Raw genomic sequence first — 13,340 nt, 5'->3', positions numbered from 1 at the left:
GCCGACATATTGATCCCGCAGTGGCGGTGGGGGCGGGGGTGAGGGCGGGGGCGGGCGGTGGGGCGGGGCGGGGGCGGGAGTGTCGGACCTCGCCGGTAGACTGAACCTGCCCCGCCGGCCCCTTCCCTTGGAGTGTGCGTGACCACCGCCCCTGCACCCGCCCGCAAGCACGTCCCCGACTCCGTCTCGAACGCGATCGAGACGCCCGAGAAGGAGCAGCCCTACGCGGCGCTCGGCCTGAAAGACGACGAGTACGCGAAGATCCGCGAGATCCTCGGGCGGCGCCCCACCTCGGGTGAGCTGGCGATGTACTCCGTCATGTGGTCGGAGCACTGCTCGTACAAGAGCAGCAAGAACTACCTGCGTCGCTTCGGCCAGAAGGTCTCCGACGAGATGAAGGAACGCCTCATGGTCGGCATGGGCCAGAACGCGGGCGTCATCGACGTCGGCGAGGGCTGGGCCGTCACCTTCAAGGCCGAGTCGCACAACCACCCCAGCTTCATCGAGCCGTTCCAGGGCGCCGCGACCGGCGTCGGCGGCATCGTGCGCGACATCATCTCGATGGGCGCGCGCCCGGTCGCCGTGATGGATGCGCTGCGCTTCGGCGCGATCGACCACCCCGACACCGCCCGCGTAGTGCACGGCGTGACGAGCGGCATCAGCTTCTACGGCAACTGCCTCGGCCTGCCGAACATCGGCGGCGAGACCGTGTTCGATGCGGTCTACCAGGCGAACCCGCTCGTGAACGCGCTCGCGGTGGGCGTGCTGCGCCACGAAGACCTCAAGCTCGCGAACGCGACCGGCGTCGGCAACAAGGTCGTGCTGTTCGGCGCCCGCACCGGTGGCGACGGCATCGGCGGCGCGAGCATCCTCGCCTCCGACACGTTCGCCGACGGCGGCCCGACCAAGCGCCCCGCGGTGCAGGTCGGCGACCCGTTCGCCGAGAAGGTGCTCATCGAGTGCTGCCTCGAGCTCTACCGCGAAGAACTCGTCGAGGCGATCCAAGATCTCGGCGCCGCGGGCATCTCGTGCGCGACCAGCGAACTCGCCGCGAACGGCAACAGCGGCATGCACGTGTCGCTCGACAACGTTCTGCTGCGCGACCCGTCGCTCACGGCGGAAGAGATCCTCATGTCGGAGTCGCAGGAGCGCATGATGGCGATCGTCGCGCCCGAAAAGCTCGACGCCTTCCTCGCCGTCGTCGGCAAGTGGGAGGTCGAGACCTCGGTGCTGGGCGAGGTCACCGGCGACGGACGCCTCGTCATCGACTGGCAGGGCGAGCGCATCGTCGACGTCGACCCCTCGACCGTCGCGGTCGACGGCCCGGTCTACGACCGGCCGGTCGCGTACCCGACGTGGATCGACGCCCTGCAGGCGGATGCCGCCGAGAACCTGCCCCGCGCGACCGACCCCGAGACGCTGCGCGAGCAGTTCCTCTCCCTGGTGGCCTCGCCGAACCTCGCCGACACCTCGTGGATCACGAACCAGTACGACTACTACGTGCTCGGCAACACGGCCCTCAGCTTCCCCGACGACGCCGGCATGATCCGCGTCGACGAGGAGTCGGGCCTGGGCTTCTCGATCGCGACCGATGCGAACGGCCGGTACTGCCAGCTCGACCCGTACGCCGGTGCGCAGCTCGCGCTGGCCGAGGCGTACCGCAACGTCGCCGTCACCGGCGCGGTGCCCACCGCCATCACCGACTGCCTGAACTTCGGCTCGCCCGAGAACCCCGAGGTCATGTGGCAGTTCGGGCAGACCGTCGACGGTCTCGCCGACGGATGCTACGAGCTGGGCACCCCGGTCACCGGCGGCAACGTCTCGTTCTACAACCAGACCGGCGACGTGCCGATCCACCCCACCCCGCTCGTGGGCGTGCTCGGCATCATCGACGACGTCTCGCGCCGCATCCCCTCGGGATGGCAAGACGAGGGCCAGAACATCTACCTGCTCGGCACCACGTCGACCGAGCTCTCGGGCTCGGCCTGGGCCGAGGTCGTGCACCAGCACCTCGGTGGGCGTCCGCCGAAGGTCGACCTGGCGGGCGAGAAGCGTCTCGCCGGCCTGCTCGCCGCCGCGCGCGACGAGTGGCTGATCTCCTCGGCGCACGACCTGTCGGAGGGCGGCCTCGCACAGGCGCTCGCCGAGGGTGTCATGCGCTTCGGCGTCGGAGCCCGCGTGTGGCTGACCGAGATCATGGAGCGCGACGGCGTGGATGCGGCATCCGCCCTGTTCTCGGAGTCGACCGGTCGCGTCATCGTCACGGTGCCGCGGGAGGACGACGTGAAGTTCCGCGGACTCTGCGAGGGCCGTGGCTACCCCGTCATGCGCATCGGCGTCACCGATACCGAGCCGCAGCTCGAGGTGCAGGACGTGTTCACGGTCTCGGCCGCCGAGCTGCGCGAGCGCTCGACCGCCACGCTGCCGTCGTACTTCGGGCCGACCGTCACCGAGCCGGTGGCCTGATGAGCAGCGACGACCACCTCAGCGAGGATTACGGCGATCTCGGCGAGCGCCGCAACCGCCGCATCCGGGTCGTCGCGTGGACGGTCATCATCGCCCTGATCCTCGGCGGCGGTGGCGCGACGCTGTTCACGCTCCTCCCCGGCTTCTGAGCGGAGCACCCACGGGGAGCCCGGTCAGCGGGAGAAGAGGAAGCGCGCGAGGCGCACGACCGACTCGGGATCGCGGTCCTCTCGGCCGAGCGCCTCGACGATGATCGCGCCGAGGATGGCGCGTCCGATCTCCTGCACGGGAGCCGTCTCGGGCAACTGACCGGCGCGGATGCCCGCACGCAGTCGCGAGCCGAGATGCTCCTCGACGCCCAGGCTCTGGCCGAGGTGCTGGCCGACTCCCGCGTCTTCGGTCGCGGCGGCGACGAGCGAGCGCAGCAGCACCCCTCCCTCGGGGGCATCGAGGATCGACAGCACGCTGCGCAGCCACGACTCGACGTCGGAGAGCAGCTCGCCCGTGTCCGGTACCTCGAAGTCGACCGGAACGAGCCGCCCCTCGGCAAGGCACTCCCCGATGAGCGCGCCGCGGGAGGGCCACCACCGGTAGATCGTCTGCTTGCCGACGCCGGCCTCTTTGGCAATGCCCTCGATCGTGAGGCGGTCATAGCCTTGATTGTGGAAGAGACGGGATGTGGCATCCAGGATGGCCTCGCGCGCAGCGGTGCTGCGGACGGGTCCGCTCCGGTGCTCGTTCGTCATCCGTTCAGGATAGCCACAGAAGGCTAGACGAGACGTACCGTATGATCTGAGGGTCTGAAGGAGATCGCCTTGGCTTCACTGCTCTTCCGTCTCGGTACTTTCGCTGCCCGCAGGGCGTGGACCGTGATCATCACCTGGGTCGTACTGCTCGGCCTCGGCGTCGGCGCGTTCCTCACGTTCGGGGGCACGCTGAGCAACAGCTTCGACATCCCGGGCACGGCCTCGGGAAAGGTGATCGACGAGCTCGCCGACGAACTGCCCGACACCGCCGGCGGCACCGGCACGGTCGTCTATCAGACCGAAGATGGCGAGCCCTTCACCGACGAGCAGAAGGCCGCGATCTCCGACCTGGCGACCAGCGCCGAGGACCTCGACGGCGTCGCCGCCGTGATCGACCCGTTCGAGACCCAGCAGCAGCAGGCCGACCAGGCGCAGCAGCTCGCCGACGGTGAGCAGCAGATCGCCGACGGCCGCGCCCAGCTCGACGCGGGCCAGGCGCAGATCGATTCGGGACGCACCCAGCTCGAGACCGGTATCGCGCAGATCGATGCGGCACGCGCCCAGGCCGAGGCCGCCGGCGCTCCCGCCGCGCAGCTCGCCGGGATCGACGCGCAGAAGCTGCAGCTCACCGCGCAGCTCACCGAGCTCGAGACCCAGCAGCAGACCCTGAACAGCGGCCGCGACGAGCTCGAGGCCAACGCCGAGCAGGCCGAGCTCGGCCGCACGCTGCTCGACCTCGCGAACGGCATCGGCGTCGTCTCGGAGGACGGGTCGACGGCGATCGTCAACGTCTCGTTCGTCGACCCCCGCCTCGAACTCTCCGAAGAGGTCAAGCAGGGCACGATCGCGCACTTCCAGGACGAGCCGATCGACGGCGTCACGGTCGACTTCGGCACCGACATCGCCCAGGGCGTGCCCGAGATCTTCGGCATCGGCGAGGCCGTCGGACTGGCCTTCGCCGCCGTCGTGCTCATCGTCATGCTCGGCACGCTGCTCGGCGCGGCCCTGCCCATCGTCACGGCAGTGGTCGGCGTGGGCGTCGGCGTGACGGCATCCCTCGCCTTCTCGGGCGTCGTCGACATGGCATCCGTCACCCCCGTCCTGGGCGTGATGCTGGGCCTCGCCGTGGGTATCGACTACTCGCTCTTCATCGTCAACCGGCACCGCAAGCAGCTGCTCGCGGGTTCGCCGCTGCGCGAGTCGATCGGCCTGGCGACCGGAACCTCGGGCACCGCGGTCGTGTTCGCCGGCGCGACGGTCATCGTCGCGCTGCTCGCGCTCAACGTCACCGGGGTGCCGTTCCTCGGCCTCATGGGCACCGTCGGCGCGGTCTGCGTCGCGATCGCGGTGCTCGTCGCGGTCACGCTCGCCCCCGCCATCCTCGGCCTGCTCGGCGAGCGCCTGCTCAGCCGAAAGGCGCGCGCCGCCGTCGGACAGCCGCACGCCGCGGGCAAGCCGGTGAAGCGCATGTCGACGCTGCGCGCGATCGTCACCGCGCTCGTCAGCGTCGTGGCCCTGCTCGTCATCGCGATCCCCGCGATGTCGATGCGTCTGGGGCTGCCCGACGGCGGCAGCGAGCCCGACGACTCGACCAGCTACCGCGCCTTCCACGCGGTCGAGGACCAGTTCGGCGCCGGAGCCAACGGCCCACTGCTCGTCACCGCCACGCTCGACGAGGGCGTGAGCGACGACGACCTCCTCGCGACGCAGGTCGAGGTGGCGCAGAAGCTCGCCGACCAGGACGATGTCGTCGCCGTGGCCCCCGTGGCGGCATCCGACGACAACGCGCTGCTCGCATTCCAGGTACTGCCCGCCGAGGGGCCGAACAGCCCGTCGACCGAGAAGCTCGTGCAGAGCATCCGCGCCCTGCCCGATCTCGACGGCGGCATCACCCTCGGCGTCGCGGGCCAGGCCGCGGTGAACATCGACATCTCCGAGGCGCTCGCGAGCGTGCTGCCCCTGTACCTCGTGGTGGTCGTTGGTCTGTCGCTGCTCATCATGATCGTCGTGTTCCGTTCGCTGCTCGTGCCGATCATCGCGACCGGAGGGTTCGTGCTGTCGTTGTTCGCGACGTACGGGCTCATCGTCTCGGTGTTCCAGTTCGGCTGGGGCGCCGACCTCATCGGCCTGCACAGCACCGGACCGATCCTCAGCTTCCTGCCGGTGATCCTCGTCGGCATCCTGTTCGGGCTGGCGATGGACTATCAGCTGTTCCTCGCCTCCGGCATGCGCGAGGCGTACGTGCACGGCGCGCCGGCACGGGACGCCGTGGCGCAGGGGTTCCGCGCGGGCCGTTCGGTCGTGATCGCCGCGGCGCTGATCATGGTCTCGGTGTTCGGCGGCTTCGTGTTCTCGGAATCGACGATCATCCGTTCGATCGGGTTCGGACTCGCGTTCGGCGTGCTGCTCGACGCGCTCGTGGTGCGGATGCTGCTCATGCCGGCCCTCATGCACCTGCTCGGGAAGTCGGCGTGGTGGCTGCCGCGCTGGCTCGACCGCGCCCTGCCGAACGTCGACATGGAGGGCGCCGCGCTCGAGCGCGACCACCCCTCGGTGCACGTCGACGCTGCGCCCGAGATGGCTGACGCCGCTCCGGCTCGCGGGCGAGGCTCGCGCGACGGCGCGGTTCCGCGCACCCGGGCGGAGCGCAAAGCCGCCCGGGCCGAGGGCGCCGTGCCGCGCACCCGTGCCGAGCGCAAGCGTCGCGAGCGCGGCTGAGTGCCGCGCCTCTCACGCGAGGGGTCAGAAAGTGCCGCGTCCGGCTGCTCCCGCACGGCGTGTCTTGACCCCTCGCGTTGGATGCGGGTAGGTGGGTGGGAGAGGGCACGGGCACGGGCACAAATCGCGGCGCGGGTAGGGTGGCCGGCATGGAGGACGACGAGGGACGCCTGCGGGCGCTGCTCACGGCGATGCGCACCCGAGCGGATGCCCGGGTGCGCGCGACCGCGGCGATCCTCGACGAGCTCACGCACGACCGGGAGGGCTCGAACGACGACGACGAGCACGACCCCGAGGGCGTCACGCTCTCGTCGGAGTGGTCGCGCCTGACGGGGCTCGCCGAGGCCGCGGCATCCGAACTGCAGCAGGTTGACGACGCACTCGCCCGCATGGATGCCGGCACCTACGGCGTGTGCCTGCGCTGCGGTCGACCGATCCCCGCCGCGCGCCTCGAGATCCGCCCCTTCGCCGAGTACTGCGTCGCCTGCGCGACCGCCCTCGGCCGCTGATCCGACACGCCCCCGGGCGAGCCGGATCAGGCGGCGGGGTCAGGGGCGGGGCGGTGCGAGGCGAGAAGCACCCCGTTCCAGAGGCGAGTCAGACGCTCGACCATGTCCACCGACGAGTCGAGGAGCCACTGCATCTGCAGGCCGTCGGAGACCGCGATGATGATGTCGACGGTGATGGGCACGTCGATGGTCGGTCCGAGGTCACCGGACGCCTGCGCCCGCTCGATCACGTCAGTCAGCAGTCTCCGCGCACCGGCGTAGTGCTCGACGAAGTACTCGTTGGCCGGGTGCCCCGGGATGGTCGCCTCGGCCGAGAACTCCACGAAGAGGCGCACGAGTCCGGGCACCGACATGTTGTGCGCGATGACCGCGAGGTACCCGTCGAACGTCAGGTCGGGGGCGAGGAACCGATCGAGGTCGCGAATGTCCTTCGCGCGGAGCACCTCCATGTACAGCTCCTCGCGCGAGGAGAAGTAATGCATGAGCCCGGGCTGGGTGAGTCCGACCCTCTCGGCGATCTCACGGTTGGAGGCCTTCCGGTACCCGACCTCGGCGACGACATCGAGAGCGACCTGCAGGATCTCCTCCCGCTTCGCGATCCCCTTCGCGTATCTCCCCCGAGCTGTCATGGGCACATTCTAGGTTCCGATAGCGCAGAAAGCGCCGATGCCGTTCGCCATCTGTCATCGATTTCACAACGGACACGCGCCACACGACGCGCGGCGCGCGCTCACTCGCCCGCAGTCGCAACCGTCTGCTCGACGACCGTGACCGCGGCGAGCATCTCGACCGCCGGCACCGCGATCGACCGCGTCACGAGCATCCGCGCGAACGCCCGCAGCGACGGCCGCACGTAGTCGCCGTCCACCGCGATCTCCCGGTCGATGCTCCCCTTCGCACCCTCCGCCGTCACGCGGAACGGGACCTCGAACGCGGGCCGGACGAAGTCGAGCGTCACCTCGACCTCTCCGCACCGGTAGTGCGCGGTGAGACCCCGGTCGTAGGCCGCGACCCGCAGGTCCTCCGGATCGCCGGGGATGAGTCGCTGCGCGAGGTCGGCGTGATGGATGCCGTAGAAGAAGAGGCCGCCGAACGGACCGTCCGGGTCAGCGGGACCCGACACCGTGAGGCGGCGCACGGGGCCGATCCCGGGGAGGGCGGCAGAGACGGCATCCGTGTCGGGCAGCCACCGCAACGTCGACGACGAGGTGACGAGCGCCCCGCCGCGCGCGCCTGCCGCGACCATGGCCTCGGCATCCGCCCGGGTCGTGGCGAACGGCTTGTCGACCCACACCGGCACGCCCGCGTCGAGGAACGGCACCGCGAGGTCGCGGTGCGTGGCACCGTCGCGGGTCGTGACGATGAGCGCATCCACTTCGCCGGCGAGAGCGCGCACATCGTCGACCACGCGCTCGACCCCGCCGAGCTCGGCGAAGCGCGCGGTGCGGTCGGGATCGCCCGCCACGATCGCGGTCGCCCGCAGCGGCGGTGCCTCGTCGAGGCCGAGATGGCGCAGGATGTGCTCGGCATGACTGTTCTCGATACCGACGAGGCCGACGCGCACGGGATGCATCCCTCCATCCTCGCGGAGACCCCCCTCGCGCGTCGTCCCCCCGCCAGTAGGCTGAGCACATCATGCAACCGTTGCTGGACTTCGCGGGCGACTTCTGGTGGCTCATCTTCCCCCTGATGGCGGCCGCCGGCGGCGCTGCCAAGTCGTGGGAACGCGCGTCGAAGCGGCGGCACGAGCGACGCATCGAGACGCTGAAGGTCAAGGCGCAGCTGAAGCAGGCGCAGATCGACGCGCGCGCGGGCGGGCGGACTCGCACCACGGTCGTCGACTCGGCCCCGTCCGTCGCCCCGAACGACCTGCTGGTGCGCCTGTTCGCCGAGCACGACGAGATCACCGCGCGCTGGCTCGACTACGAGCTCGACGTATCGAAGCTGATCGCGTTCCCCGCGATGAGCGACGGCCGCCAGCCGTTGACCGCGGCGTTCCTGCGGGCGAAGCGCACGGCGGATGCCCTGCGGCCCGCGTCGGCCGACGCGAAGGTCACCGAGCAGCAGGTGGCCGAGTACCTCGATGCCGTCGGCGCCTACGCGGTGGCGTTCGAGGTGGCCGAGAAGGATGCTCGGCGCCTGCGCGACTCGACCTTCACCGAGACCGAGCGCAAACGCCTCGATCGAGCTCAGAAGCTGCTCACCGTCGCGGTCGACGAGTCGGCCACGCAGGCCGAGCGCAACCTCGCCTACAAGCGCGTGCGCGAAGAGCTCGACGGGCTGATCCTGCTGTCGGACGAGGCCGTCGAGGTGCTCGAGAAGAAGGTGGCGCGCGAGCTGACGCGCGGGACCGAGGAGCCCTCGTGAAGGTCGAGAACCTGACCGGTCCGATCTGCGTGCATGCCGAGACCCCCGTGTGGTCGACGTCGTGGGGCGGCATTCGATGGGCGGATGCCGACGCCGCCGACCTCGTGACGCTGCGCGACGACGGCGTCCATCGTCTGCACCTCGACGACACCTACGCGGCGTTCTGCCGTCCGCGGGTCGGGGGCGGCTTCGTAGCGTTCGGCGAACGGTCGATGCACCTGTCCGACTCGGCAGACGGACCGACCCGCGTCGTGGCGACCTTCGACCTCGGCGAGGCGCAGTTCAACGACGGCACGGTCGACCCGCGAGGGCGGCTGCTGGCCGGATCGATGGCGACGGGCGGCGGCGCGACCGGCCGCGTCCTGCGGATCGGCGCGGATCTGTCGGCGACGCAGGTACTGTCGCGGGTGACCGTGTCGAACGGGGTCGCCTTCGCCCCGGGCGGGGGCCGAGCGTATTACGTCGACACCGAGACGCAGCGCATCGACGTGTTCGACGTGAGCGAGGGCGAGCTGCGCGGGCGACGCGGCTTCGTCACGATCGACGAGGAGCAGGGGTCGCCCGACGGCCTCACCGTCGCGGCCGACGGTTCGGTGTGGGTGGCGCTGTGGGGCGGCGCGGCCGTGCACGGCTACGCCCCGGACGGGTCGCTCATCGAGCGCATCGAGCTGCCCGTGCCGCAGGTGAGCGCGTGTACGTTCGGCGGCGACGATCTCGGCACGCTCTACATCACGACCTCGGCGCAGGGTCTCGACCCCGACCACGGCACCGAGGCGGGTTCGCTGTTCGCGGTGCGCCCCGGGGTGACCGGCCTGCCTGCTGTGGCGTTCGCCGGCTGACGGGCGCGGCGCGGCGCGGCGCGGGGCACGGGCAGCGTGCAGGGCGGGTGCGCGAGGAGTCGAGACACGCCGTGCACAGGCCCGTGAACGCGACCATTCTCGACCCCTCACGCGGAGTCGACGCGGGCGGAGAGCGCGCGTAGTCAGCGGGCGGCGGCGTAGCCGGGGTTGACCACGGGCGCGGGTGCACCGGCGAGGAAGTCGACGATGTTGCGGGCGGCATGCACGGGCAGGTCGGCAAGGGCCTCGGGCGAGTACCACGCGGCGTGCGGCGACAGCAGCACTTGGTCGAGCTCGCGCAGCGGCGAGGCATCGGCCAGAGGTTCACCGTCGAACACGTCGAGCGCCGCCGCGCCCACCTGCCCCGACCGCAGCGCTTCCGCCAGCGCGTGCTCGTCGATGAGCGGCCCGCGGCACGTGTTGACCACGACGGCCCCGCGCTTCATCGTTGCGAGCACGGCCGCGTCGATCAGGTGGTGGGTCTCCGGGGTCAGCGGGACGTGCAGCGTGAGGATGTCGGCTCGCGCCACCGCATCCGCGATCTCGACCGGCTCGCATCCGGCGTCTCGAACGGACTCGGCCGAGGCGAACGGATCGGCGACGAGCACGCGGAACCCGAGCGCCTGGCATCCGCGCGCCACCATCGACCCGATCCGGCCGAAGCCCAGCACCGAGACGGTCGTCGTCGAGGGACGCACGGCGAGCGGCCGGGCATCCACCGCCTTCCACGTCCCCGCGCGGACCGCGCGGTCGTACGCCGGAAGTCCGCGGGCCTGGGTCATGATCATCGCGATCGTGTGCGCGGCGACCTCTTCGATGCAATAGCCGGGGGTGTTCGCGACGGCGATGCCGCGTGCGGTCGCCGCCTCGACGTCGACCATGTCGTAGCCGATGCCCACGCGGCTGATGATGCGGAGGTTCGGCATGCGATCCATCACCTCTGTGCCGATCGGCGCCCACTGCACGACGAGTCCCGTGGCGTCGGCCCCTGCGGCGGCGAGCGCATCCGGATCGGATGCCGGCGCGCGATCGGCCCGGAGGCCGGCACTGCGGAGGGTGTCTTCGATGACGGTCCCAGGGAGGTCGCAGTCGGTCACGAGAATGAACGGCGCTGTCATGCTCCTGATGCTATAGCATCTAGCACCGCGGCCGCCCCCCGGCTCCGCCCGCCGCCCCCTGCTCCCGCTGTTCCTGTGGCCCCGCCGTCTTCCGGCCGCTCCCGTCGCATTTTCTGTCGCTCCGGCCGACAGGAAGCGACAGAAAATGCGACGGGAGCAGAAGGAGGGGGAGGGAGCAGAAGGAGGGGGAGGGAGCGGAAGGAGGGGGAGGGGGCGGGAAGAGGGGGGACGAGGAGTCAGAGGGCGGGGTCGTAGAGACTCATCACGTGGTCGGCGGCGAACGCGGTGAGCTGCTCGGCCACCCGGCGGATGTCCTCCCGCGCGTAGTGCGTGCGCTCCCAGCTCGCGTAGAGCGCGCACTGCATCGGCAGCCCCCGGTGGTGCAGCGGGCGAGACAGCAGCCCGAACCGCGGCGGCTCGACGACCACGCACGGCCCGTGACCCGCGGCCGACCGCGCCTGGATGATCGGCGCATCCGCCCCGAAACTCGCCATCTCGACCGACCACGCCTCGCTCTCGGCCGCGCGCTGGATCTGCGTCCACGCGGCGGATCCCGCGCCCGATGTCAGGAACGGCCCGGCGAGCAGATCCTCGAGTTCGAGCCGTTCCCGCACGGCGAGCGGGTGCGAAGCCGGCAGCTGGCAGTAGAGAGGCAGGGTGAGGATGCGGATGCTGCTGAGCCGGGCATCCGGCGGGGCGGTCGTCACCGCGAGGTCGGCCCCCGACCGCAGCCGGTCGTAGGTCTCGGCCGGCGTCGCGACCACCACGTCGGAGATCGGCCCGCCGCCCGCGATGAACGGCGCCAGCACCAGCACGCTCGTCATCTCGGGCGCGGCGGCGACGAACGATCGCTCCTTCTGCACGATGCCCGCCATGACCTCGCGCGCCCGCCGTCCGCGCCGCACGAGGTCGCGCGCCATGGGTTCGAGCCGCTCTCCGGCGTACGTGGTGACCATGCCCTGCGGCATTCGGCGGAAGAGGGATGCCCCCACCTGACGCTCCAGCGAGGCGATCTGCCGCGACACCGTCGGCTGGGTGCGGATCAGGCGCTCGGCGGCCAGACTCACCGATCCGTGGTCGAGCACCGCGACGAATGCTTCCAGTTCCCGCTCTCCGTACATACACAAAGCGTATGTCTATCCTCGGATTCTTCATTGGACGAGCATGGCGTGGGACGATCAGGATGGCAGAACCCGACTCCCCCGAGACAGAGAGCCTTCCCGATGGCCCCTTCGCACAGCGAGATCAGTTCTGCCCGGCAACGACGTTCGATGGTCGGCGCCTTCGTCGGCACCGCGATCGAATGGTACGACTTCTACATCTTCGGCACGGCCGCCGCCCTCGTGTTCGGCCGCGTCTTCTACCCCGAGGTCGCACCGGGCGCCGCCCTGCTCGCCTCGTTCGCCACCTTCTGGGTCGGCTTCCTCATGCGCCCCATCGGCGGGCTCGTGTTCGGCCACTTCGGCGACAAGTTCGGCCGCAAGAACGTGCTCGTGCTCACGCTCATCCTCATGGGGCTCGCGACCACGATGATCGGTCTCCTCCCCACCTACGCGCAGATCGGCATCTTCGCCCCGATCCTGCTCGTCGTGCTGCGCGGCCTGCAGGGCTTCGCGGTCGGTGGCGAGTGGGGCGGCGCGGTGCTGCTATCGACCGAGAACGCCCGCGCCGAGAAGAAGGGCCTCGCCGGCGCCTGGGTGCAGCAGGGCTCGCCCGCCGGCTCGATCCTCGCGACCGTGATGTTCCTGCTCGTGGGGCTGCTTCCCGACGACGCGTTCATCTCGTGGGGATGGCGCATCCCGTTCCTGCTGTCGGCGGTGCTCGTGATCATCGGTCTCGTCATCCGCGTGAAGGTCGAGGAGTCGCCCGACTTCGAGGCCGCGAAGAAGTCGCAGGAGGTCGTGAGCGCCCCGGTGCTCGTCGCCATCCGCACCGCCCCGCTGCTCATCGGCCTCGGCGTGCTCGCGTCGGTCATGGGCATCTCGAACGCCTACTTCTCGAACACGTTCCTCCTCGCCTGGACCACGGGCTCGCTCGGCATCGACCGTCAGCTCATGCTGAACATCCTGCTCGGCATGGCCGTTCTGCAGTTCGTGTGGCAGCCCATCGCCGCGAAGATCGCCGAGCGTTTCGGCATCGCCCGCGTGATGCTGGCGGGTCTCGTGCTCAGCGTCGCGCTGACCGTGCCGTACTTCCTCGCGATCCAGGCCGCCTCTCCGCTGTGGATCACCGTCACCCTCTACGCCACGATCATCGGCAGCACGGCCTACTACGCGCTGCTCGCGACCCTGCTGGCCTCGGCGTTCCCCGCGCGCATCCGCTATTCGGGCGTCTCGCTCGCCTACCAGCTGTGCGCCACGGTGTTCGGCGGATCGACCCCGCTCGTCGCGCAGTGGATCCTCAACTCCACCGGCGGCAGCGTGTGGGGCGTGGTGGTGTTCTACGCCGTGATGATCCTCGTCACGATCGCCGGCGTGTGGGGCCTCCAGCGCCGCATCGCCCGCTCGGTCGACGCCGAGGTCGCGGCGACCGCCCCCGCCACCGCCTGACGCCCGGGCGCCAGGGGTGCCGCGGCCC

12 protein-coding genes are annotated in these 13,340 nt (G+C 70.6%); 7 read left to right on the top strand and 5 right to left on the bottom strand.

Annotated elements, in window-relative coordinates; genetic code table 11:
• Positions 1 to 138 precede the first annotated feature (138 nt).
• Both purL and AC3A3J_RS06240 read left to right on the top strand, forming a co-directional pair.
• Complete coding sequence (gene purL, locus AC3A3J_RS06245) at positions 139 to 2,466, top strand: phosphoribosylformylglycinamidine synthase subunit PurL (protein ID WP_487671464.1); 2,328 nt, start codon at positions 139 to 141, stop codon at positions 2,464 to 2,466.
• Positions 2,466 to 2,615 (top strand): hypothetical protein, encoded by a 150-nt coding sequence (locus AC3A3J_RS06240; RefSeq protein WP_487671463.1) that lies wholly within the window; start codon positions 2,466 to 2,468, stop codon positions 2,613 to 2,615. The genes purL and AC3A3J_RS06240 overlap by 1 nt, the downstream gene beginning before the upstream one ends.
• Positions 2,616 to 2,639: 24 nt before the next feature.
• Here AC3A3J_RS06240 and AC3A3J_RS06235 read toward each other — a convergent pair whose 3' ends face one another.
• Positions 2,640 to 3,212: a TetR/AcrR family transcriptional regulator gene (locus AC3A3J_RS06235; protein WP_487671462.1), complete on the bottom strand. Its 573-nt coding sequence runs from the start codon at positions 3,210 to 3,212 to the stop codon at positions 2,640 to 2,642.
• 69 nt (positions 3,213 to 3,281) lie between these two features.
• Here AC3A3J_RS06235 and AC3A3J_RS06230 point away from each other — a divergent pair, with 69 nt between their 5' ends.
• Together AC3A3J_RS06230 and AC3A3J_RS06225 are read left to right on the top strand one after the other, a co-directional pair.
• A complete protein-coding gene (locus tag AC3A3J_RS06230; RefSeq protein WP_487671461.1) occupies positions 3,282 to 5,930 on the top strand; it encodes an MMPL family transporter in 2,649 nt (882 codons plus the stop codon).
• A 149-nt stretch (positions 5,931 to 6,079) separates the two neighbouring features.
• Complete coding sequence (locus AC3A3J_RS06225; protein ID WP_487671460.1) at positions 6,080 to 6,439, top strand: TraR/DksA family transcriptional regulator; 360 nt, start codon at positions 6,080 to 6,082, stop codon at positions 6,437 to 6,439.
• A gap of 26 nt (positions 6,440 to 6,465) precedes the next feature.
• Here the strand turns inward: AC3A3J_RS06225 and AC3A3J_RS06220 are convergent, their stop codons facing one another.
• Positions 6,466 to 7,068: a TetR/AcrR family transcriptional regulator gene (locus AC3A3J_RS06220; protein WP_487671459.1), complete on the bottom strand. Its 603-nt coding sequence runs from the start codon at positions 7,066 to 7,068 to the stop codon at positions 6,466 to 6,468.
• A 101-nt stretch (positions 7,069 to 7,169) separates the two neighbouring features.
• Entirely contained in the window at positions 7,170 to 8,012 is an 843-nt protein-coding gene (locus tag AC3A3J_RS06215) for a Gfo/Idh/MocA family protein (RefSeq protein ID WP_487671458.1), read from the bottom strand.
• Between the two features lie 62 nt (positions 8,013 to 8,074).
• Here AC3A3J_RS06215 and AC3A3J_RS06210 point away from each other — a divergent pair, with 62 nt between their 5' ends.
• A complete protein-coding gene (locus tag AC3A3J_RS06210) occupies positions 8,075 to 8,806 on the top strand; it encodes a hypothetical protein (RefSeq protein ID WP_487671457.1) in 732 nt (243 codons plus the stop codon).
• Positions 8,803 to 9,645, top strand: a complete 843-nt coding sequence (locus AC3A3J_RS06205) for an SMP-30/gluconolactonase/LRE family protein (protein ID WP_487671456.1) — start codon at positions 8,803 to 8,805, stop codon at positions 9,643 to 9,645. Before AC3A3J_RS06210 ends, AC3A3J_RS06205 begins: the two co-directional genes overlap by 4 nt.
• 143 nt (positions 9,646 to 9,788) lie before the next feature.
• Here the strand turns inward: AC3A3J_RS06205 and AC3A3J_RS06200 are convergent, their stop codons facing one another.
• Both AC3A3J_RS06200 and AC3A3J_RS06195 read right to left on the bottom strand, forming a co-directional pair.
• Positions 9,789 to 10,763, bottom strand: coding sequence for a C-terminal binding protein (locus AC3A3J_RS06200; protein ID WP_487671455.1), 975 nt, complete (start codon positions 10,761 to 10,763; stop codon positions 9,789 to 9,791).
• 236 nt (positions 10,764 to 10,999) lie between these two features.
• Positions 11,000 to 11,884 carry a LysR family transcriptional regulator gene (locus AC3A3J_RS06195; RefSeq protein WP_487671454.1) on the bottom strand — a complete coding sequence of 295 codons (885 nt, stop codon included), beginning with the start codon at positions 11,882 to 11,884 and terminating at the stop codon, positions 11,000 to 11,002.
• A 102-nt stretch (positions 11,885 to 11,986) separates the two neighbouring features.
• On the opposite strand from AC3A3J_RS06195, the gene AC3A3J_RS06190 reads away from it, so the two are divergent.
• Complete coding sequence (locus AC3A3J_RS06190) at positions 11,987 to 13,312, top strand: MFS transporter (protein WP_487671453.1); 1,326 nt, start codon at positions 11,987 to 11,989, stop codon at positions 13,310 to 13,312.
• The last annotated feature ends 28 nt before the right edge of the window (positions 13,313 to 13,340 follow it).

It is taken from the genome of Microbacterium sp. Soil_N32 (genome assembly GCF_057655505.1).
This window is presented reverse-complemented; position numbering and strand designations above follow the sequence as displayed.